The following is a 20476-nucleotide window of genomic DNA, read 5'->3' as shown; positions in this document are numbered from 1 at the left end:
AGTCAAAAGCTAAAAAGGCGCGTCGAAAAAAAAGCAATTATGCGGCGGAACTCAGCACAGGTTCTCATGCACCGGGGTAAAACGGCTTGCCGATGGAACTGGGCATGTTGACGCGAATCCACAGCGGGTTGCGCGAGATCAGCACCAGCACCACGATGGTGGCCAGGTAGGGCAGCATGCTCAGGAACTGCGTGGGCACGTTCACGCCCAGGCTTTGCAGGTGGAACTGCAGCATGGTCACCCCGCCGAACAGGTAAGCACCAAGCAACACCCGTGCCGGGCGCCAGGTGGCGAACGTGGTGAGCGCCAACGCGATCCAGCCCTTGCCGGCGATCATGCCCTCCACCCACAGCGGGGTGTAGGCCACCGACACATAGGCGCCGGCCAGGCCGCACAGCGCGCCGCCGGCCACCACCGCCGCCAGCCGTATGCGCCGCACCGGGTAGCCCAGCGCATGCGCCGATTCAGGGCTTTCACCGACCGAGCGCAGCACCAGGCCGGCGCGTGTGCGGTACAAAAACCAGACCAGCCCGGCCGTCAGCGCCATCGCGATATAGACCATGGGGTGCTGGCGGAACAGCGCCGGGCCCAGCAACGGGACGTCGGCCAGGAAAGGAATCGGGTAGTGCGCCTGCTCGGGCAGCTTCTCCTGCACGTACTTGATGCCGGCAAAGGCCGAAAAACCGCCGCCGAACAGGCTCAGCGCCAGGCCGGTCGCGTACTGGTTGGTGTTGAGCCAGATCACCAGCACGCCGAAGATCGCCGCAAGGAAGGCCCCCGCCGCCATGCCGGCCGCAAAGCCCAGCCAGCTGTTGCCGGTGTGCACCACCGTGGCAAAGCCGGCGATGGCGGCGCACAGCATCATGCCCTCGGCGCCCAGGTTGACGATGCCGGCTTTTTCATTGATCAGCAGGCCCAGGGCCGCGATGGCCAGCACGGTGCCGGCGCTCAGCGTCGCGGCGATCAGCAGCGCGGTCGAATCCATCACGCGCCTCCTTTCAGGACTTCGGCAGACGGCGGCGTGGCCACCGGCATGGTGATGGGTTTGGCCAGCTTCAGGCGGTAGGCGATCAGGGTGTCGCAGGCCAGCAGGCTGAACAGCAGCAGGCCCTGGAACACGCCGGTGATGGACTTGGGCAGGCCCAGGCGCGACTGCGCGAGTTCGCCGCCGATGTAGAACATGCTCATCAGGAGGGCCGAGAACACCACGCCCACCGGATGCAGCCGCCCGACAAAGGCCACGATGATGGCCGCAAAACCATAGCCCGCCGGCACATAGGGCGTGAGCTGCCCTATGGGGCCGGCGACTTCCAGCGCGCCGGCCAGGCCTGCCGCGCCGCCGGATGTGAGCAGCGCCAGCCACAGCGCGCGGCGCGACGAGAAGCCGGCGTAGCGCGCGGCCGCCGGCGCCAGGCCGCTGACCTCATGCCGGAAGCCCGCATAGGTGCGGAACAGGAACAGCCACAGCCCCGCCACGCCCAGCAGCGCCAGGATGATGCCGATGTTCACGCGCGAACCCTGCATCAGGCGCGGGATCTGCGTCACGGCCTCGAAGGTCTTGGTCTGCGGAAAGTTGTAGCCGTTCGGGTCTTTCCAGGGGCCGAAGACCAGGAAGTTGAGCACCATGTCGGCCACGTAGACCAGCATCAGGCTGACCAGGATTTCATTGGCGTTGAAGCGGTCGCGCAGCAGGGCCGTGAGGCCGGCCCAGGCCATGCCGCCCAGGATGCCGGCCAGCAGCACCGCGGGAATGATCCAGGGGCCGGTGGTTTTTTCCGCCAGCAGCGCGATGCCGCCGGCCGCGACCGCGCCCATGACGAACTGGCCTTCGGCGCCGATGTTCCAGACATTGGAGCGAAAGCACACGGCCAGCCCCAGCGCGATGATGAGCAGCGGCGTGGCCTTGACCAGCAGTTCGCCGATGGCATACGGCGACTTGATCGGTTCCCAGAAAAACACCTGCAGGCCCTTGGCCGGGTCCTTGCCCAGCGCCACGAACAGCGCCACGCCTATCAGCACCGTGATCAGCAAGGCCAGCAGGGGCGAGGCGTAGCTCCAGAAGGAGGACGGCTGCGGGCGGACTTCAAGCTGCGGCATGCGACGCCTCCGTCTGCGTCCACAGGCCGCTCATCCACTGGCCCACGCGTTCCACCGTGGCCTCGGCGCGCGGCAGCGAGGGCGAGAGCTGGCCCTTGGCCATCACATAGAGCCGGTCGCAGATGTCAAACAGCTCCTCAAGTTCTTCGCTGACCACCAGCACGGCGCAGCCGGCGTCGCGCAGCTTGAGCAGCTCGCCGCGTATCTGCGTGGCCGCGCCCACGTCGACGCCCCAGGTCGGCTGCGAAACGATGAGCAGCGCGGGCTTCGCGTCGATCTCGCGGCCCATGATGAATTTCTGCAGGTTGCCGCCCGAGAGCGACTTGGCCACCGCCTGCGGCCCGCCCGACTTGACCTTGTAGGCGGCGATGATGCGCTCGGCCTGCGCCTGCAGCGCCGTGCCGTTCAGCCAGCCGTTGCCGGCGACGGACTCCTTGCGCGTGAGCAGCAGGTTGCGCGCCAGCGAGAGCGAGGGCACGGCGCCCCGGCCCAGGCGCTCCTCGGGCACACAATGCAGGCCCAGCGCGCGCCGCCTGCCCGGCCCCAGCTTGCCCACGGGCTGGCCCTTGACCACGATCGCATCGGCGGCGGCGCGGGTGTCTTCGCCCGACAGCGCGTAGAGCAACTCCTTCTGGCCGTTGCCCGAGACGCCGGCAATGCCGACCACCTCGCCGGCGCGCACCTGCAGGGCCACCTGGTGCAGGTCCACGCCGAACTGTTCTTCCTTGGGCAAATCGAGCTGCCTGACGTCCAGCACCACGGCGCCGGCATGCAGCTCGCGATGCTCCAGCGCTGGCGGCTCGGCGCCAATCATGAGGCGGCTCAGCGAGGCATTGGACTCCTGGCGCGGATCACATTCGCCCGACACCTTGCCGCCGCGCAGCACCGTGCAGGCGGTGCACAGCGCGCGGATTTCATGCAGCTTGTGGCTGATGTACAAAATGCTGCAGCCCTGCGCGGCCAGCTGGCGCAGGGTGACAAACAGGTTTTCGACCGCCTGCGGCGTCAGCACCGAGGTCGGTTCGTCCAGGATCAGCAGCCGGGGATGCGTGAGCAGCGCGCGCACGATCTCCACGCGCTGGCGTTCGCCCACGCTGAGCGTGTGCACCGGCCGCGTCGGGTCCAGCTGCAGGCCGTAGGCTTGCGTGGTCTCGGTGATGCGTTTGGAGACTTCGACCAGGCTCAGGTGTTTGTCCAGCCCCAGCCAGACGTTTTCGGCCACCGTGAGCGTGTCGAACAGGCTGAAATGCTGGAACACCATGCTGATGCCCAGCGCGCGCGCCTCGTGCGGGTTGCGCACCGTCACGGGCTGGCCGTCCATTTCCACGGTGCCGGCGTCGGGCCTGACGGCGCCGTAGATGATTTTCATCAGGGTGGACTTGCCCGCCCCGTTCTCGCCAAGCACGGCGTGGATTTCGCCCGGCCGCACGGCCAGCGAGACATGGCTATTGGCCACCACGCCGGGATAACTTTTGCTGATGCCCTCAAGCCGCAGGCGCGGGGGCGGCCCGGCAGGGCTGTCGGTCTGGGGCGGTGTTGCGGTCATTGTCTCGTGGTGTCCCGTTTTTCGTCTTTTATCTTCTGGTCTTCTATTGTCTTATGGCTCGCATCGCCGGCCCGGCTGGTGACCGCTATTCCTTGCGCAGCATGGACGCCACCGACTTGACCCGGTCGCGCAGCCATTTGGCGGCGTTGGAGGCATGCGTGCGTTCATGCCAGAGCTGGTAATACATCATGCGGGGGAAGGCGATCGGGCTGGGCAGTATTGTGACCGGCAGGATGCCGGCAAAACGTTCGCAGTACTGGCGGCCGGTGGTCATCACCAGCAAGCTTGATGCCACCATGGACGGCATCAGGCCGAAATGCGGGCAGCGCACCGTGATGTTGCGCGACAAGCCCAGCGTGTCCAGGTGTTCATCGATCACGCCCTTGGCGCCTGGGTGCAGTGCCGAGGGCGCGATGTGCTCGGCCTCCAGCCAGCTCGCGCTGTCCCAGCCGCGGCGCACCGCCGGGTGGTCCTTGGCCACCAGGCAGACCACCTCGTCGCCGAACAGGCGCGCCATGTGCAGGTCGTCGGGCGGCGCGGCCCAGTTGCCGATCACGATGTCGGCCTGGCCCTGGGCCAGCTGCGCGCTGTAATTGGAATCGGCCGACAGCGGCTGGATCTCGATGCGGCAGCGCGGCGCCTGCGCCTTGACCTGCGCGACCAGCTGCGGCAGGAACAAGGGGTCGAGGTAGTCGCTGGCCGCCAGGCGGAAGGTGGTGTCGGCCGTGGCCGGGTCAAAGCCCCGGGCGTCGCTGAACAGCATGCCGGCCGCGCGCAGGATGCTGGCCGAGGGTTCTATCATGCGCAGCCCGGCGTCGGTGGGCACCATGCCCGCGCCCGAGCGCACCAGGATGGGGTCGCCGGCCAGCGCGCGCAGGCGCTTGAGCGCCGCGCTGACGGCGGGCTGGTACATACCCAGGCGGATGGCGGCGCGTGATACGCTGCGTTCAGTAAGCACGGTGTTCAAGACCCTGATGAGATGGAGGTCTATCTTGTCGAAAAGCGCCTGGTCTTTCATACCCTTTCACCCATGCGCCTGATATGGGCTTTGATATGCCGGGCACGGCGCGAGTGTTTAACCTGAAGCATGGCTGTCCCACTTTTTTCCAGACCTATCCGCTTCATCCGGCGGGGCGAGGTTGTTTCCGTCAGCAATGTACCACCCAGCCGCACCCTGCTGGAGCTGCTGCGCGAGGACCTGGCCTGCACCGGCACCAAGGAAGGCTGCGGCGAGGGTGACTGCGGCGCCTGCACCGTGGTACTGGGCGAGGCGGACGGCGGGAAGGTCCGCTACCGCGCCATCAACAGTTGCATACGGCTGGCGCATTCGATTGACGGCATGGCCTTGTGGACAGTTGAGGATATTGCGGCGCAAGACGGCGCTTTGCACCCCGCACAACAGGCCATGGTCGACAAGCATGGCTCCCAGTGCGGCTTCTGCACCCCGGGTTTTGTCATGAGCCTGTTCGGCATGTACCAGAACCACGTGTGCCAGGGCCAGCCCATCACCCGTGAACTCGCACAGGAAGAACTCTCGGGCAACCTCTGCCGCTGCACCGGCTACCGGCCCATCCTGGATGCCGCGCAGGCCATGGCGGCGTTGCCGCCCGTGAAGGTCGATGAAAGCGCCCTGCTGCGCCAGCTCAAGTCGGTCCACACCGAGCCGGGAGTCACCGAAGCCGAGTACCTGGCTCCGCGCACGCTGGCCGGCCTGCTGCGGGCCCGCGCCGACCAGCCCGAAGCCCAACTGGTGGCCGGCTGCACCGACGTGGGCCTGTGGGTCACAAAGATGCACAGGGAATTCGGCCAGGTGCTGGACGTCACCCAGGTCGAAGAACTGCGGCGCGTGGAGCACTACCCGCATCACATCGCCATAGGCGCGGCCGTGACGCTGGCCGACGCCTATGCCGCGCTGGTGCAAGACCGGCCGCAGTTGCACAACTTCGCGGCTCGTTTTGCCGGCTTGCCGGTGCGCAACTCGGGCACGCTGGGCGGCAATGTCGCGAATGGTTCGCCGATCGGCGATTCCATGCCGCTCTTGATCGCGCTGGGGGTGAGCGTGGTGCTCATGAGTGTGCGCGGGCACCGGGAGATGCCACTGGAAAAACTCTATACCGGTTATCGCACGAATGTGATGGCGGCGGATGAGGTGCTAGCTTGGGTGAAAGTGCCGAGGCCGAGTGGCCCCCATCCCAGCCTTCCCCCAGAGGGGGAAGGAGCAAACAGCCAGAAGAGGGGAAGTGGTATTTCTCCCTCGCCCCTCTGGGGAGAGGGCTGGGGTGAGGGGCCGGAACGGCTACGGGTCTACAAAATCTCCAAGCGCTATGACGACGACATCTCCGCCGTATGCCTGGCCATCAACCTGCAGGTGGAAGACGGCAAGGTCACCGCCGCCTCGATAGGCGCGGGCGGCGTCGCCGCCACCCCCGTGCGCGCCGCCCAGACCGAGGCGGCGCTAAGGGGCCAGCCCTGGACCCAGGCCACCGTCCGCCAGGCCATGGCCGCCTTGCGCGCCGAGTTCTCGCCGATCTCCGACATGCGCGCCTCGGCCGCCTACCGCAGCGAAGTGCTGGGCAACCTGCTGCAGCGCTACTGGCTTGAAAGCCAGGGCCTGCAACAGATCAACCTGGCGACCTTCCGGTTAGAGGAGACGGCATGAACGCCAAGGACATTCCCGTCAGCCGCGACGCCGTGGCCGACCCGGAACTGCGCACAGCCAATGCCCGCGCCGACAGCATGCCGCCCGCCGACCCGGCCGAAAAACGTTCGCTGGCCCGCCAGCCCGCCGCCACGCGCGCGGCCGGACGCTCCACGCCGCATGAAAGCGCCCGCGCGCAAGTGGCCGGCGCCGCCACCTATGTCGATGACATTCCCGAACTGCGCGGCACGCTGCATGCCGCGCCGATTCTGTCCACGGTGGCGCATGGAAAGCTGTTGGGCGTTGACACCACCGCAGCCCTGGCCATGCCGGGCGTGCGCGACGTGATCCTGGCACGCGACATTCCCGGCGACCCGGTGCTCGGCAATTTTTCGCATGACGAGCCGGTGTTCGCAAGGGACTCGGTACAGCACATAGGCCAGGTCATAGGCGTGGTGGTGGCCGACACCGTTATGCAGGCACGCCGCGCCGCACGCAAGGTGGTGTGCAATATCGAGACCCTGCCCGCCCTGCTCAAAGTGCGGGACGCGCTCAAGGCCGAAAGTTATGTCCTGCCGCCGGTCTTCGTCAAACGCGGCGATGCCACAGCAGCACTCAAGAAAGCGGCCCACACACTGCACGGCACACTCGAAGTCGGCGGCCAGGAGCATTTCTACCTCGAAGGCCAGGTCGCCTACGTCGTGCCGCAGGAGCAGCAGCAATGGCTGGTGTATTCCAGCACCCAGCACCCGGGCGAGATCCAGCACTGGGTCTCCCACGCGCTGGGCATTGCCAACCATGCGGTGCGCGTGGAATGCCGGCGCATGGGCGGCGGCTTCGGCGGCAAAGAGACTCAGTCGGGCCAGATGGCCGTCTGGGCCGCGATTGCCGCGCACAAGCTGCACTGCCCCATCAAGCTGCGGCTGGACCGCGACGACGACTTCCTGGTCACCGGCAAGCGTCACCCCTTTGCCTACGAATACGACGTGGGTTTTGAGACCACCGGCCGCCTCACCGGCCTCAAGCTCACGATGGCGGTGAACTGCGGCTTCAGTGCCGACCTCTCGGGCCCGGTCGCCGACCGCGCGGTCTTCCACGCCGACAACGCCTACTTCCTCGAAGACGTGGAGATCGCCTCCTACCGCTGCAAAACCAACACCCAGAGCAACACTGCCTTCCGCGGTTTCGGCGGCCCGCAGGGCATGATCGTGATCGAGGCCATCATGGGCGACATCGCGCGCGCGCTGGGCCTGGACCCGCTGGACGTGCGCAGGCGCAACCTCTACGGCATAGGCGAGCGCGACGTCACGCATTACCAGATGAAGGTCGAGGACAACATCCTTGAACCGCTGCTCGACAGGCTGGAACATTCGTCCAGCTATCGGCAGCGGCGTGCATCCATCGCCGCCTGGAACAAGACCAGCCCCGTCATCCAGCGCGGCATCGCCATCACGCCCGTCAAGTTCGGCATCTCCTTCACCGCCACGCTGTTCAACCAGGCCGGTGCGCTGGTGCATGTCTACACCGACGGCAGCGTGCAGGTGAACCACGGCGGCACCGAGATGGGCCAGGGCCTGAACACCAAGGTTGCGCAAATCGTGGCCGACGAACTCGGCGTGCCGCTGACCCAGGTGCTGGCCACCGCCAGCGACACCAGCAAGATTCCCAACGCCTCGGCCACCGCCGCCTCGGCCGGTACCGACCTCAATGCGCGCGCCGCGCAGTACGCGGCCCGCAATGTGCGCGACAACCTCGCGCAGTTCGTCGCCGGCCTGGACCGTTGCGGCGCGGGCGCCGTGCAGTTTGAAGGCGGCGAGGTCATCACGCCGGCAGGCGCGCGGCCCTTCACCGAAGTCGTGAAGCTGGCCTATGCCAACCGCATCCAGCTGTGGAGCGACGGTTTTTACCGCACGCCCAAAATCCACTACGACAAAGCCACGCTGACCGGCCGTCCGTTTTATTACTTCGCCTACGGTGCGGCCTGCACCGAAGTCGCCATCGACACGCTGACCGGCGAAAGCCGCGTGCTCAAAGTCGACATCCTGCACGACGTGGGCACCAGCATCAACCCGGCCATAGACATAGGCCAGATCGAAGGCGGCTTTGTGCAGGGTATGGGCTGGCTCACCACCGAGCAACTGGTGTGGAACGACAAGGGCCTGCTGAGCACGCACGCGCCCAGCACCTACAAAATCCCCGCGACCGGCGACGTGCCCGAACATTTCAAGATCGATTTGTGGCCCGAACCGAACCGCGAAGACAACGTCTTCGGCAGCAAGGCCGTGGGCGAGCCGCCGCTGATGCTGGCGATCAGCGTGTATGAGGCCTTGCGCGATGCGATCTCGTCGGCGCGTCACGGCCGGGCTGTCCTGCTGGAGGCGCCGGCAACTCCCGAGCATGTGCTCAAGGCCCTGGGCAGGCCCTGAACAACGCAGCGCTCAAGCCTCCCGGTACATTCCCGAATCCCCACGCACACCCAGCTTCTTGCGGAAGGCCTGGATGTCAAAGCCTTCGCTGGCGAGCTGCTTTTGCATGACGGCCTGGGCGGCCGCCACGGCGTCGGCGCTGGCCCACTCGACCACGGTCACCACATCGAACTCGCTGCTGTCGCCGGTCTGGGTCAGCACGTGCTTCTGCAGGCAGCCCGGCAGCTCGCCCAGCATGCGCTGGACATGGTGGATGCGCTCGACAAACGCGGAGATCGACTGCGAGGGCACCACAAATTTGTCGATGCGGAACACGGACGTGGATGCGGGGATTGAAGATTCACCTGGCATGGGACAACTCCTTTGGATAGACAAGCCGGAATGGCTTGCGAAACCCCAAGTCTGGAACCTCAAGTAAAGTTGAGGTCAAGCACTATTTGCAAAAGGATTCCCATGGGCACGAAACTGGAACAGGCCGGCATCTTCCCCACACTTTCGGTCGGCGACATGGCGCGTCGCAGCGGCGTGGCGGTTTCAACACTGCATTTCTACGAAACCAAGGGCTTGATCAACAGCACCCGCACCGAGGGCAACCAGCGCCGCTACGCGCGTGAAATGCTGCGGCGCGTGGCCTTTGTGCGCGTCGCGCAGCGCGTAGGCATCGCACTGGCCGACATCGAAGCCGCCCTCGCCACCCTGCCCGCGAAGGCCGCGCCCAGCCGCGCCGACTGGGAACGCCTGTCGGCCGCCTGGCGTGCCGACCTCGATGAACGCATGGCACAGCTCAAGAAACTGCGCGACACGCTGGACGACTGCATAGGCTGCGGCTGCCTGTCGATCGACAAGTGCCGGCTGCGCAATCCCTATGACAAGCTGGGCGACAAGGGCGCGGGGCCGCAGCGGCTGTGGATCGCGCGCCGGGATGGCGCCTAGGCTTCCTCTTTCTCCCTCTCCCTCTGGGAGAGGGCGGGGGTGAGGGCTAGCGGCCTGTGCATGAAGCAGTCGGGTTTTGCCCGCCGCTGGCCCTCACCCTCTCCCTGAGGGAGAGGGGATAAAACATCAGTCGCCTTAGAACAGAGGCCGGAACAGGTCCAGCAACATCATCAGCACCGCAAACCCCATCACCACCACCCCGCCCCAGCCAAACCAGGTGGTCTTGAAACCCGAGGTGAAATTGCCCATCACCGATTTTCGGCCGGCCAGCAGCATCAGGCCGGCCATGATGGGCACGGCCACCACGCCGTTGATCACCGCACTCCAATAGAGCGCCTTCATCGGGTCAATGCTGGTGAAGTCCATGCCGGTGCCCACCACGGTGGCGATGACGATGATGGCGTAAAAACGCTTGGCCTCGTACCAGTGGCGCTCCAGGCCCTCGGGCCAGCCGAAGGCTTCGGCCACGGCGTAGGCGGCCGACGAGGCCAGCACCGGCACGGCCAGCAGGCCGGTAGCGATGATGCCGCCGGCGAACAGCGCGAAGGCAAAGTCGCCGGCCAGCGGCCGCAGCGCCTGCGCCGCCTGCGCGGCCGAGGTCACGTCGTGGATGCCGGCCGCATACAGGACCGCGCCGCCCAGCACCATGATGAAGAAGGCAATGGTGTTGGAGAAAAACATGCCGATATAGGTGTCGCGCTTGACGCGGCGCAGGTCGCGGCGGATTTTCTTTTCGGCGCCGAGCACGCCGCCCTTCAAGCGCAGTTCTTCCACTTCCTGCGAGGCCTGCCAGAAAAACAGGTAGGGCGAGATCGTGGTGCCCAGCAGCGCGACGATCATCATCCAGTAGCCCGAGGTCCACTGCAGCTTCGGAATCACCAGGTCGTGCAGCACCTGGGCCCACTGCACCTGCACCAGGAACACGGCGATCACGTAGGCAAACAGGAACAGGGTCAGCCACTTGAGGATGGGCGCCAGCTTGCGGTAGGGCACAAAGACCTGCAGCAGCACGGTGATGACACCAAAGGCCACCGCATGGAAATGATTGCCGCCGCCCACGGCCAGCTGCAGCGCCTCGCCCATGGCGGCGATGTCGGCCGCGATGTTGATGGTGTTGGCGATGACCAGCAAAAATACCATGCTCATCAGGAAGGCGCGCGGCGTGTGCTCGCGCAGGTTGGCCGCCACGCCCTTGCCGGTCACGCGCCCGATGCGGGCGCTGACTAACTGGATCGCGATCATGAAGGGCAAGGACAGAAATACCGTCCACAGCAGCCCGGTGCCGAACTGCGCCCCGGCCTGCGTGTAGGTGGCGATGCCGGAAGGGTCGTCATCGGCGGCGCCGGTGACAACGCCCGGGCCGACATGGCGCAGGAAGGAGGGGATGCGGTTCAACATGCGCGCGAGGCTAACACGGCTCGATGAGGCCAAACTTAATTCGTACAAAAATCCCAGACGCACGCCCATGCCCGCGTCAACGAGCACGAAAAGCTACAAAATTCATAGCAGGTCGCGCGCTCCCGGTCAGCGGGCTGGCCTGCACAGGGCCAAAGGCGTAGGATGGGTGCTCTGCACCAGGCGCTCATCGGCCGCGCGACTCAGGATGCCAGTGGAAATCTCGCGCCAGCGGGTTTTCCCTTCAATACCGGAGGATTCATGACAGTTTCACCACCCGCTAGCGGCCGGGCCGCACAGCCTCTCGCGCGCCTGGCGCCCCAGGCATCGCTTGAAGGAGCCGTGTAATGGACAGCGCCGTCATCAGCCTGCTGGGCGCCTTCCTGCTGTCCATCATCGGCCTGTTCGTGTTCATCTGGTCCCTGCGCAAGGGGCTGCTGGTGGAAAACCCGACGGCCGCCTCGGTGATCTTCGCGCGCGGCGAAGTCGGCCAGGTGGACGACCCGGCGCTGCAGGACACCGCGCAGGCGTCCATGCAGAAGGCGGTGAAGGAAGGCGGCATCCAGACGCACGTGGCCGATGCGGCCGAGCTGCTGGACCGCATCAGCTCCGACCGATCCACCGCGTTTCCGGTCTTCATGTTCATCACCTTTGCCTGCCTGTGGCTGGTGGTGGGCTCGGCGGCCGGCCTGGTCTCGTCCATCAAGCTGCATGAGCCCGACTGGCTGACCGACTATGCCTGGCTGACCTTCGGCCGCATACGCACGGTACACCTGACCGGCGTGCTCTACGGCTGGATCACCAACGCCGCGCTGGGCATGGTGGTATGGCTGCTGCCGCGCCTGCTGCGCACGCGGCTCTACGGCGCCATCTGGGTCATGCTGGGCGGCGCGCTGATCAACATGGGCATCGCCGGCGGCATAGGCGCCATCGCCACCGGCTGGAACGACGGCATGGAATACCTGAAGATTCCGTGGCAGATCGCGATCTTCATGTTCGCCGGCTTTGCGCTCGTCATCCTGCCGGTGCTGTTCACGCTGGTCAACCGCAAGGTTTCGCACCTGTACGTCAGCGTCTGGTACATGACGGCGGCGCTGCTGTGGATCGCCCTGCTCTTCCTGGTCGGCAAGATGCCCGGCGTGCACACCGGCGTGCAGCAGGCCACCACCAACTGGTGGTACGGCCACAACGTTCTGGGCCTTTGGTTCACGCCGGTCAGCGTGGGCGCCATCTATTACTTCCTGCCCAAGGTCATAGGCCGGCCGATACGTTCCTACAACCTCTCGCTGCTGGGCTTCTGGACGCTGGCTTTTTTCTACGGGCAGGTCGGCGGCCACCATCTCATAGGCGGCCCGGTGCCGGGCTGGCTGGTCACGCTGTCCATCGTGCAGAGCATCATGATGGTGATTCCCGTGATCGCCTTCAGCATCAACATGGGCGCCACCCTGCGGGGGCGCATGCACCTGGCGCTGTATTCGCCCACGCTGCGCTTCATGATGTTCGGCGGGCTGATGTACCTGGCGTCTTCGCTGCAGGGCTCGCTGGAGGCGCTGCGCAGCGTCAACCAGATCACCCACTTCACGCATTTCACGGTGGCCCATGCGCACCTGGGCGCCTATGCCTTCGTCACCATGGTGCTGTTCGGCGCCATCTATTTCATGATGCCGCGCGTGCTGAACTGGGAATGGCCCTACCCGAAACTGATCACCCTGCACTTCTGGCTGGCGGCCGTCGGGGCGACCATCTATTTCGTCGGGCTCACGATTGGCGGCTGGCTCCAGGGCGTGGCCATGCTGGACGCAGCGCAGCCCTTCATGGCTTCGGTTGAAGTCACGCTGCCCTACCTCAAATGGCGATCCATAGGTGGCAGCCTGATGGTGCTCAGCCACCTGGTGTTCGTCGGCCACTTCCTGGCCATGGCTCTGCGATTCGGGCCGGGCCGCGCGGGCGCCGCGCTGTTCTGGCCCAACGACACGCGAAGCACGGAACTGGGGGCCGCACATGGAAAATGAAGTCAAGCTGGCGTCGGGCGCCATGGTGGCACTGGGCGTTGCCACGGCGGCGCTGGTGGTCATGCCCTATATGCAGGTGCGCGACATCAAGCCGCCGCCGCAGCTCAAGGGCTACACCAGCGCCCAGTTGCGCGGGCGCGAGGTCTACATCGCCAATGGCTGCGTCTACTGCCACAGCCAGCAGCCGCGCGACCGCAATTTCGGCCCCGACGCGGAACGCGGCTGGGGCCGGGCCTCGGTGCCGGCCGACTATTTCTACGACAAGCCCCACCTGCTGGGCAGCATGCGCACCGGGCCTGACCTCTTCAACATCGGCGTGCGCCAGCCCAGCAAGGACTGGCACCTGGGCCACCTGTACCAGCCGCGCGCCTACGTGCCCGGCTCCATCATGCCGTCCTACCCCTACCTCTTCACGGTCAAGGACGCGAAGGACGCCGAAAGCGAAGGCGAGCAGCCGCTGGCCCTGCCGCCCGCCTACGGGCCCAACGTAGGCCAGGTGGTGGTGCCCACGCCCCAGGCGCTGGACCTGGTCAAGTACCTGCAAGGCCTGAACCACACCTACCCGGTGCTGCCGCCCGCCCCCAAGCCCTGAGCTCCACAAGGTAACCCCATGCTGAACGACAACACATCCGAGAGCCGGGCCCAGGAGCGCGAACAGGCCGAGCCCTCCGAAAAGGGCCAGCCCATCCCGATGCTCTTCCTGATCGGGGCGGCAGCACTGGTGCTGTGGGGCGCGGGCTACATCGCGCTGTCCGGCTCCTTTGGCCGCGCCGACCTCGGGGACCGGCGCACGCTGGCCGACCTGTCGGGCCCGGCCCCGGGCGCAAGCACGGCGGCCAACGGCAAACAGCTGTTCACCGCCAATTGCGCGGCCTGCCACCAGGCTAGCGGCAAAGGGTTGCCGGGCGTGTTCCCGCCGCTGGACGGCTCCGAATGGGTGGCCGGCGACGAACGCACCGTGGCCAACATCCTGCTGCACGGCGTCACCGGGGAGATCACGGTCATGGGCAGCACCTTCAAGGGCGCCATGCCGGCCTTCGCGCAACTTAGCGACGCCGAACTGGCCGCGGTGGCGAGTTACGTCCGCTCCGAATGGTCCAACAAGGCCGGTGCCATCAAGCCCGAGCTGTTCGAAACCGAACGCAAGGCCGGCACGCGCACCGCCCCCTTCAACGGCGGCGCCGAGCTGAAGGCGCTGACGGCCAAAGCCTCCTGAGCCCTTCGATGTTTCGCACCGCCTTGCTGAGCATCATGCTGGCCCTGGCGGGCTATGCCGCCGCCGCGTGGCTGACGCATGATTTCCAGGTCTGGACCGCTGAGGGCGCGCGCCGGCTTGAAGTTGCCCTGCAGCCGGTGCCGGCTCCGGCCGTCGCCATCGACGGACCCGGCATCGCCCCGCAGACGCTGTCGCAACACCTGGCCGACGGGCAGTCCGTCACGCTGGTGGATTTTGTCTATACGCGTTGCCAGAGCGTCTGCCTGGCGATGGGCAGCAGTTTCCAGCAGATGCAGCAAGTTCTGCAGCACCGGGGCGGCAAGGTCAAGCTGTTGTCAATCAGCTTCGATGGCGTGCACGACACGCCCGCCGTGCTGCAAGCCTATGCGTCGAAATTAAGCGCCGACCCGGCACTGTGGCGCTTTGTGCGCGTGCAGGATCCGCGGGAAACACAGCGCCTGCTGGCCGATTTCCAGGTCGTGGTAGTCCCCGACGGCCGCGGCGATTTTCAGCACAACGCGGCCTTTCTCGTCATCGACCAGAAAGGCCGGCTGGTCCGCATCTTTGATTACGCGGAGCAGCAGCTCGCGCTCGACTATGCGCAGCACCTGGCGGGTGCCGCCGCGCCATCACCATGAAGATGCCGGCGCGTCCTTCACGCGGCATCCTGGCCGGTATGACCGTGGCATTGCTGCTCCTGTTGGCTTTGCCCGGCGCACGGCAGGCACTGGAAGCCAGCATGACACGTCACATGCTGGTGCAATACCCTTTGCTGGCGCTGGCCGGCTGGCTGCTCGCCGCGTCGCTGCCGGGCCGCTGGCTGGCGCGCCTGAACCTGTGGAACGCGCATGGCATCAGCGGCCTGTTCGCCACCGCGTTGATGCTCGCGATCCTGATGATTCCCCGTGTGCTGGACCTGGCGCTGGTGGACGGCCGCATCGAAATCCTCAAATGCCTGGCCCTGCTCATTTGCGGCGCGGCCCTCCGCCTGTCATGGCGGCCTGCGGGCCTGCTGGTGCAGGGATTCTTCCTGGGTAATGTGCTGCCGATGATGGCGGTCGTGGGAAACCTGTATGAAACTTCACCGGTGCGCGTCTGCAACGCCTACCTGCTGGACGACCAGGCGCGGCTGGGGCAGACGCTGGTGTGGATCGCGGCGGCGATTGCGGCTGTTTGGTTCGCCTGGCTGGTGCGTGTCTTGATGCGAAGAGACGCCGCCATGCTGCTGGACGATGCAGCGACGAAATCCGCGGCACGCTGAATCCAGCCTGCCGCGGGGTCGTCCCACCAGTCAGGTGGACACCGAAATCACGGTGCCGCCCTCCAGCGCATTGCAAGAGAACTTTACCGGCAGGAAGGCCTCAATGGTCCGGGCGTTCGTACGGGTATGTTCCGTCAGCTCCGTCGCCCAATAGCGGCCCATCCTTCCCTGCAGCGCCGCCAGGGCCAGCGGGATCATCAGCTGGTCCGCCAGGTGCGGGCCCACCGGCGCCGGGTGGGCCAGGTAGTCCTTGACCTCCTGCAGCAAACGGCGGGCGACCTGTTCGGCGCTGACGGTCTTTTCGCCATAGGCCGCGAACACCTCGGTGATGTGTTCATAGCGCAGGACGGCCAGCAGCGCATTGCCCGGGCCCTCGTTGTTGCGCAGCCCACGGTTTCGCAAGCAGCTTTCATCCCAGCCCAGCCCCTGCTGCAGCACGGCAAGCTCGCGCTCGGCCACGCCTCCCGGAAGACCTGCATGAAGGCATTCGGCATAGGCCTCCAGCAGCGCACCGCGCTGCATGATGTCAATCACGGCAAAACCCTGGGCCGGTGGATGCAGGCGAACGCGCGCCTCCCCGCCGCCGGCGGGGTAAAAACCGTGGCGGCGCAGCTCAATCTCAAACAGCGCATCGCCGCCGCCCGAGAAAAAAGGCGCCAGCAGGGTCAGGAAAGAGATCGAAGGCGCCATCGGGTTGTGCGTCCCGCCGCTGAGCAGCAGCGTGGAGGCCTCTTTGGCCTGCAGCAGCGGCCACAGCACGGTCTGCAGCACCAGCATGCAGCTGCCGGCCGAGCCGACCGCAAATTCGTAATCGCCCGCGCGTACCTCGCCCGGCGTGAAGACCAGCGTGGTTTCGCCAATCTGCACGGCCTGGCCGGCGGCATTGAGGGCCGTGCTGTGGCCCAGGCCACCGCCCACAGCCACGGCCGCGTTCACGCAGGCCAGGTGCTGGCGCATCAGGCCGGGCTTGGGCCGTTTGGCGCGGATGTTGTCCATGCGAAAGGGCTTGCCCGTTACCAGGCTCAGCGCCAGCGCGGTGCGCAGGATCTGCCCGCCGCCTTCGCCTTGCGAGCCATCGAGTTCAATCATTTTTTTCTTCTTTCTGTCTTCTTGTTTCTTGTTTTCAAATGCCCGGGCCAGGCGCCCTCCTCCCTCGAAGCGGCGCGCCCTATCCCTTCACGCACACCACCTGCTTGAGGGTGTAAACCACCTCCACCAGGTCGCTTTGCGCCAGCATCACGGCGTCGATGTCCTTGTAGGCCATAGGGATCTCATCGATCACATCGGCGTCCTTGCGGCATTCCACGCCTTCCGTGGCCTTGACCTGGTCGTCGACCGTGAACAGCTTCTTGGCCTGGGTACGGCTCATGGTTCGGCCGGCCCCGTGACTGCAGCTCATGAAGCTGTCCGGGTTGCCCTTGCCGCGCACGATGAAACTCTTGGCGCCCATGCTGCCGGGAATGATCCCGAGCTCCCCCGCCCTGGCGCTCACGGCGCCCTTGCGGGTCACAAACACTTCCTGTCCAAAGTGCGTTTCCTTCTGCACATAGTTGTGGTGGCAGTTCACCGCCTCCAGGTGCGTCTCAAACGGCTTGCTGATCACCTTGCGCAGCGCGCCTATGGCGGCCTGCATCATGACCTCGCGGTTAAGCCGCGCGAACTTCTGCGCCCACCCCACGCCCCGCACATAGTCGCCGAAGTACTGCGAACCTTCTTCAAGGTAAGCCAGGTCCTTGTCAGGCAGGTTGCGCTGGTGCAGTTCCGCGTCCTTCTTGGCGAGTTCGATGAAGTGGGTGCCAATGGCATTGCCCACCCCGCGCGAACCGCTGTGCAGCATGATCCACACCCCGCCGCTTTCATCGAGGCAGACCTCGACAAAGTGGTTGCCGCCGCCCAGGGTTCCCATGTGGCGGTGGTTGTTGGTGTTCTTCAGGCGCGGGTAGTCCAGGCATAGCGCCTCGAACTCATCGACCAGCTGGCTCCAGGCCGCATCAGCCGCGCTGGGCGGATTCGTCCAGGCGCCGACTTCGCGCACCGAGCCGTTGCGGCGATAGGTCTTGGGCGCGGAACCGTGCGGCACGGCTTTTTCGATCTCCGTACGCAGCGGCCCGAGGTTGTCGGGCAGGTCTTCGGCACGCAGCGTGGTCTTGCAGGCCATCATGCCGCAGCCGATGTCCACACCGACGGCAGCCGGAATGATGGCCTTGAAGGTCGGGATCACGCTGCCGATGGTGGCGCCCAGGCCGTAGTGCACGTCGGGCATCACGGCCACGTGCTTGAACACGATGGGCAGGCGCGCCGAGTTCTCGAGCTGCTTGAGGGCCTGCGCTTCCACGGGCACGCCCTTGGTCCACATCTTTACCGGCACACCGCCGGTGACTTCGTGTTGTTGGTAGTTCTGTTCCATTTTCTTTTTCTCTCTTTTCTGTTTGTCTTCTAATCGTAGGAAGCCCAGGGCTACTTCTTGAATGCCGCGGTGAGCTGTTCGTACGCGCGGAGCGGAAAATCGTGCTCCACCCAGAGCTCGCGGTACTTCGCAGGGCCCAGTTCCACATAGATGCGTTCCAGGATCGTAAGGATGTTACGCACCAGCTCCACGCGCCGGATGCGCCCGCTTGCCAGCACCTTGTAGTCCGCAACGGCTGTCATTCCCCAGCTCGCCCAGTCGGCATAACTGCGCAGCTCGAAGCCCAAGTCATCCTTGTCGCCCGTCACCATCAGTTGGACTTCGCCCGGCTCGTCCATGAAGACCGCCGTGGCGCTCCGTGCGCCCTTCACCAGATCGACCCCCATGCGCGCGAGGTCATCCAGCGAATCGTGCAGGTAGGACACGGCGAACGCCATGGGTCCAGCGCCGGCACGAAAGCTGAATGTGGCCCAGCCGGTGCCGCTCAGCACATAGCCGATCCGTTCCTGGGTGCGATCTTTTTCCAACATGATTTTCTTTCTATTCAACTGGTGGACGCGGCGGGATTCGAACCCGCATCAATACGGCGACCACGGTGTTTGACGCCTGTGGCCCAGCTGACGGTTGGAAACGCGCGCCAGTGGCAGACCCGTCATCGGAGCCAGCACCTGCATCCTCAACCTTGCCCGTCAACCGGCTTTCGCGCCGCACCCGGTGTTACCCGGCCTGCCGGCAATCAACATTTTTGGCAGTGGCGCTCCCTTCTGTGCCAGCGCGCCCTTTTTTTCTTCAATAACTCAACGCAGCTTCACCAGCCCGTTGAGCACCTGGTCCAAACCTCCGAACACGGAGATCTTGTCGATACGCTCGGCCACACGCTCCAGCGTTTCCAGCTCCTTCATGCGCAGGACAATCGGGTTGTCCTCCATGATCTTGGCCGTGTTCAGCAGGGACCGCGTTGCGGCGGTTTCCTCGCGGCGGCGGATCGCGTTGGCCTGGGCCGATTTCTCGGCTTCCACCACCTGCGCCAGGATGGCCTTCATCTCGCCGGGCAGGATGATGTCTTTCACGCCCAGGCTTTCCAGCTTCATGCCGGCGCCCGCCAGGCGCTCACGGGTGTGGCCGGCAATGATGTCGTCCAGCGCGGCCTTGTTCTCCAGCAGCTCGTCGAGCGTGCGGGTTCCCACGGCCGCGCGCAGGCCCAGCTGCAGTTCGCGGTAGATCTGCTCCGAAGGCTTGCCCCATTGGGCAAAGGCCTTGAGCACATCCTCATAACGCCAGGTGGCGGTCAGGTTCAGGCGCAGGCTCACCTTATCACGCGTGAGGATTTCCTGCCCGCTCACTTCGAGCGCCTGGGAACGCAGGTCAATGCATTCCACCTCCACCTTGCGGCCGTAGCGCCAGAAGCCATAAGCCCCGGCGCCCAGCAGCCCGGCCACCTTGCCGTCCAGCGTCAACACACCGGCATGGAAATCAGGCACCTGCACCAGCAGCACGCCCTCCAGGCCCTTCACCGCGCGCTGGCGCAGCTGGCTCTGGCCCAGCGCGGCCACAAGGCCGGCCGGCAGCTTTTCGCTGTCCGCCACGCCCTGGTCGATCTCGACCACGTCGATGCGGATGTCGTTCAGGCCTTTCCAGTAAAGCTTGCGGGTGGCGGGCGCCAGCACTTCCACCAGCGAGCCGTTCTCGTAGCGCAGGCCTGCCTGCGAATCCGTCAACGCGGCCAGCACAAATTCCTGGGCCACGACAGCGGGCTCCTTGGCCATCAAGTAATCGGCCAGGCCGTGCGTGAAAGCCGCCTGCTCCATCGCGAAGGTTTCCACGCGGACATGGTCGGCGCCGGCATACACCCAATGTTTACCGGGCTGCAGCACGCGCTCGAAATCACCGTTGCGCAGCAACAGGCCGCGCTCGTTTTTCTTGACCTTGTATTGTTTCAATCCGAACATTTTTCTTCTTCCTTATTCTTTTGCGTTACTTTTTCAATTCAACAAACCAATAGTCCGCATCGGCAACAGTTGCGGACTTGGGGTGCGGGCACTTTCAGGTGAGGGGCCTGGACGTGAATCCTTCGATGTCACGCCCGGCGTCTTCACTGTCCGGTGTCGCAGTACCTTCGCACTGGCAACTGTTGCCGGTGGGTACAGGCCCCGCAAGCCGCTGCGGTTTCCCGTCGCGTCCTGCATCCACTTTTCCCACTCGCGGCACGTTTTACTTCCAATAAAGCTGATTTTTTACGTCAGCGTTCGGCGGGAATCGAACCCGCGACAGTCGCGTTAAAAACACGGTGCTCTAACCATCTGAGCTACAGAACAATGGCATCAGGAATCGAACCTGACGGGGCGCCCCTCTATCCGGGCCGCCCTTGACCACATGCCTTGGCGCCAGCGCATCGGTTGCCGCGGCATACGGGAAACATCAAGGACCAGCCCCGGACCTCCCGCACCAGCGGGGCCCGGTTTCCCGGAAACCCCTGCTTGTGAGCGAACAACTTTCTCATCTGACATCCTCTTTATTGCAGGCGTCGTGCCAGCCTGCCCAGAAG

Annotated in this window: 18 protein-coding genes and 1 tRNA gene; 8 read left to right on the top strand and 11 right to left on the bottom strand. The window is 65.4% G+C overall.

Annotation, left to right across the window (positions count from 1 at the left end):
- Positions 1 to 64 precede the first annotated feature (64 nt).
- The 4 genes from AC1D0O_RS09950 to AC1D0O_RS09935 form a co-directional block, all read right to left on the bottom strand.
- Complete coding sequence (locus tag AC1D0O_RS09950) at positions 65 to 985, bottom strand: ABC transporter permease (protein ID WP_477653369.1); 921 nt, start codon at positions 983 to 985, stop codon at positions 65 to 67.
- On the bottom strand, positions 985 to 2097 hold the full coding sequence (locus AC1D0O_RS09945) for an ABC transporter permease (protein ID WP_477653368.1): 1113 nt from the start codon (positions 2095 to 2097) through the stop codon (positions 985 to 987). Before AC1D0O_RS09945 ends, AC1D0O_RS09950 begins: the two co-directional genes overlap by 1 nt.
- Positions 2084 to 3643 (bottom strand): ABC transporter ATP-binding protein, encoded by a 1560-nt coding sequence (locus tag AC1D0O_RS09940; RefSeq protein ID WP_477653367.1) that lies wholly within the window; start codon positions 3641 to 3643, stop codon positions 2084 to 2086. The genes AC1D0O_RS09945 and AC1D0O_RS09940 overlap by 14 nt, the downstream gene beginning before the upstream one ends.
- 85 nt (positions 3644 to 3728) lie before the next feature.
- Positions 3729 to 4661, bottom strand: a complete 933-nt coding sequence (locus tag AC1D0O_RS09935; protein ID WP_477653366.1) for a LysR family transcriptional regulator — start codon at positions 4659 to 4661, stop codon at positions 3729 to 3731.
- Between the two features lie 69 nt (positions 4662 to 4730).
- Here AC1D0O_RS09935 and AC1D0O_RS09930 point away from each other — a divergent pair, with 69 nt between their 5' ends.
- Complete coding sequence (locus AC1D0O_RS09930) at positions 4731 to 6302, top strand: xanthine dehydrogenase small subunit (protein ID WP_477653365.1); 1572 nt, start codon at positions 4731 to 4733, stop codon at positions 6300 to 6302.
- A 77-nt stretch (positions 6303 to 6379) separates the two neighbouring features.
- Complete coding sequence (gene xdhB / locus AC1D0O_RS09925; RefSeq protein WP_477653672.1) at positions 6380 to 8707, top strand: xanthine dehydrogenase molybdopterin binding subunit; 2328 nt, start codon at positions 6380 to 6382, stop codon at positions 8705 to 8707.
- Positions 8708 to 8719: 12 nt separating this feature from the next.
- On the opposite strand, the gene AC1D0O_RS09920 is transcribed toward xdhB, so the two are convergent.
- Positions 8720 to 9058, bottom strand: a complete 339-nt coding sequence (locus AC1D0O_RS09920) for an antibiotic biosynthesis monooxygenase (RefSeq protein ID WP_477653364.1) — start codon at positions 9056 to 9058, stop codon at positions 8720 to 8722.
- 102 nt (positions 9059 to 9160) lie between these two features.
- On the opposite strand from AC1D0O_RS09920, the gene soxR reads away from it, so the two are divergent.
- A complete protein-coding gene (gene soxR, locus AC1D0O_RS09915) occupies positions 9161 to 9640 on the top strand; it encodes a redox-sensitive transcriptional activator SoxR (RefSeq protein ID WP_477653363.1) in 480 nt (159 codons plus the stop codon).
- Positions 9641 to 9775: 135 nt separating this feature from the next.
- Here the strand turns inward: soxR and AC1D0O_RS09910 are convergent, their stop codons facing one another.
- Positions 9776 to 11038 carry an Nramp family divalent metal transporter gene (locus AC1D0O_RS09910; protein ID WP_477653362.1) on the bottom strand — a complete coding sequence of 421 codons (1263 nt, stop codon included), beginning with the start codon at positions 11036 to 11038 and terminating at the stop codon, positions 9776 to 9778.
- Positions 11039 to 11382: 344 nt separating this feature from the next.
- Between AC1D0O_RS09910 and AC1D0O_RS09905 the strand changes: the two genes are divergently transcribed.
- From AC1D0O_RS09905 to AC1D0O_RS09885, 5 genes are read left to right on the top strand one after another with little or no spacing between them, the layout of a single operon-like run.
- A complete protein-coding gene (locus AC1D0O_RS09905) occupies positions 11383 to 13047 on the top strand; it encodes a cbb3-type cytochrome c oxidase subunit I (RefSeq protein ID WP_477653361.1) in 1665 nt (554 codons plus the stop codon).
- Positions 13037 to 13639 carry a cbb3-type cytochrome c oxidase subunit II gene (locus tag AC1D0O_RS09900; RefSeq protein ID WP_477653360.1) on the top strand — a complete coding sequence of 201 codons (603 nt, stop codon included), beginning with the start codon at positions 13037 to 13039 and terminating at the stop codon, positions 13637 to 13639. Before AC1D0O_RS09905 ends, AC1D0O_RS09900 begins: the two co-directional genes overlap by 11 nt.
- Positions 13640 to 13657: 18 nt before the next feature.
- Positions 13658 to 14263 carry a c-type cytochrome gene (locus AC1D0O_RS09895; RefSeq protein ID WP_477653359.1) on the top strand — a complete coding sequence of 202 codons (606 nt, stop codon included), beginning with the start codon at positions 13658 to 13660 and terminating at the stop codon, positions 14261 to 14263.
- A gap of 8 nt (positions 14264 to 14271) precedes the next feature.
- Entirely contained in the window at positions 14272 to 14901 is a 630-nt protein-coding gene (locus tag AC1D0O_RS09890) for an SCO family protein (RefSeq protein ID WP_477653358.1), read from the top strand.
- The gene (locus AC1D0O_RS09885; RefSeq protein WP_477653357.1) at positions 14898 to 15524 is read left to right on the top strand and encodes a hypothetical protein; all 627 of its coding nucleotides are present in this window, start codon (positions 14898 to 14900) and stop codon (positions 15522 to 15524) included. Before AC1D0O_RS09890 ends, AC1D0O_RS09885 begins: the two co-directional genes overlap by 4 nt.
- Before the next feature lie 30 nt (positions 15525 to 15554).
- Here the strand turns inward: AC1D0O_RS09885 and rtcA are convergent, their stop codons facing one another.
- The 5 genes from rtcA to AC1D0O_RS09860 all read right to left on the bottom strand — a co-directional run bounded on the left by rtcA (position 15555) and on the right by AC1D0O_RS09860 (position 20245).
- Positions 15555 to 16613 carry an RNA 3'-terminal phosphate cyclase gene (rtcA, locus tag AC1D0O_RS09880; RefSeq protein WP_477653356.1) on the bottom strand — a complete coding sequence of 353 codons (1059 nt, stop codon included), beginning with the start codon at positions 16611 to 16613 and terminating at the stop codon, positions 15555 to 15557.
- A 79-nt stretch (positions 16614 to 16692) separates the two neighbouring features.
- Positions 16693 to 17931, bottom strand: coding sequence for an RtcB family protein (locus tag AC1D0O_RS09875; RefSeq protein ID WP_477653355.1), 1239 nt, complete (start codon positions 17929 to 17931; stop codon positions 16693 to 16695).
- 50 nt (positions 17932 to 17981) lie between these two features.
- On the bottom strand, positions 17982 to 18461 hold the full coding sequence (locus AC1D0O_RS09870; protein ID WP_477653354.1) for a hypothetical protein: 480 nt from the start codon (positions 18459 to 18461) through the stop codon (positions 17982 to 17984).
- Between the two features lie 267 nt (positions 18462 to 18728).
- Positions 18729 to 19880 (bottom strand): slipin family protein, encoded by a 1152-nt coding sequence (locus tag AC1D0O_RS09865; protein ID WP_477653353.1) that lies wholly within the window; start codon positions 19878 to 19880, stop codon positions 18729 to 18731.
- A gap of 292 nt (positions 19881 to 20172) precedes the next feature.
- Positions 20173 to 20245 (bottom strand) — tRNA-Lys (locus AC1D0O_RS09860).
- Positions 20246 to 20476 lie beyond the last annotated feature (231 nt).

The sequence above is a fragment of the Polaromonas sp. P1_F2 genome, assembly GCF_056405735.1.
Note: the sequence above shows the minus strand (reverse complement) of the source record. Positions and strands in the feature narration are given on the sequence as shown.

Bases quoted from the DNA above. Each gene is read 5' to 3' on its own strand.
- AC1D0O_RS09950 (WP_477653369.1), bottom strand. From the start codon at position 985: ATGGATTCGACCGCGCTGCTGATCGCCGCGACGCTGAGCGCCGGCACC.
- AC1D0O_RS09945 (WP_477653368.1), bottom strand. From the start codon at position 2,097: ATGCCGCAGCTTGAAGTCCGCCCGCAGCCGTCCTCCTTCTGGAGCTAC.
- AC1D0O_RS09940 (WP_477653367.1), bottom strand. From the start codon at position 3,643: ATGACCGCAACACCGCCCCAGACCGACAGCCCTGCCGGGCCGCCCCCG.
- AC1D0O_RS09935 (WP_477653366.1), bottom strand. From the start codon at position 4,661: ATGAAAGACCAGGCGCTTTTCGACAAGATAGACCTCCATCTCATCAGG.
- AC1D0O_RS09930 (WP_477653365.1), top strand. From the start codon at position 4,731: ATGGCTGTCCCACTTTTTTCCAGACCTATCCGCTTCATCCGGCGGGGC.
- xdhB (WP_477653672.1), top strand. From the start codon at position 6,380: ATGCCGCCCGCCGACCCGGCCGAAAAACGTTCGCTGGCCCGCCAGCCC.
- AC1D0O_RS09920 (WP_477653364.1), bottom strand. From the start codon at position 9,058: ATGCCAGGTGAATCTTCAATCCCCGCATCCACGTCCGTGTTCCGCATC.
- soxR (WP_477653363.1), top strand. From the start codon at position 9,161: ATGGGCACGAAACTGGAACAGGCCGGCATCTTCCCCACACTTTCGGTC.
- AC1D0O_RS09910 (WP_477653362.1), bottom strand. From the start codon at position 11,038: ATGTTGAACCGCATCCCCTCCTTCCTGCGCCATGTCGGCCCGGGCGTT.
- AC1D0O_RS09905 (WP_477653361.1), top strand. From the start codon at position 11,383: ATGGACAGCGCCGTCATCAGCCTGCTGGGCGCCTTCCTGCTGTCCATC.
- AC1D0O_RS09900 (WP_477653360.1), top strand. From the start codon at position 13,037: ATGGAAAATGAAGTCAAGCTGGCGTCGGGCGCCATGGTGGCACTGGGC.
- AC1D0O_RS09895 (WP_477653359.1), top strand. From the start codon at position 13,658: ATGCTGAACGACAACACATCCGAGAGCCGGGCCCAGGAGCGCGAACAG.
- AC1D0O_RS09890 (WP_477653358.1), top strand. From the start codon at position 14,272: ATGTTTCGCACCGCCTTGCTGAGCATCATGCTGGCCCTGGCGGGCTAT.
- AC1D0O_RS09885 (WP_477653357.1), top strand. From the start codon at position 14,898: ATGAAGATGCCGGCGCGTCCTTCACGCGGCATCCTGGCCGGTATGACC.
- rtcA (WP_477653356.1), bottom strand. From the start codon at position 16,613: ATGATTGAACTCGATGGCTCGCAAGGCGAAGGCGGCGGGCAGATCCTG.
- AC1D0O_RS09875 (WP_477653355.1), bottom strand. From the start codon at position 17,931: ATGGAACAGAACTACCAACAACACGAAGTCACCGGCGGTGTGCCGGTA.
- AC1D0O_RS09870 (WP_477653354.1), bottom strand. From the start codon at position 18,461: ATGTTGGAAAAAGATCGCACCCAGGAACGGATCGGCTATGTGCTGAGC.
- AC1D0O_RS09865 (WP_477653353.1), bottom strand. From the start codon at position 19,880: ATGTTCGGATTGAAACAATACAAGGTCAAGAAAAACGAGCGCGGCCTG.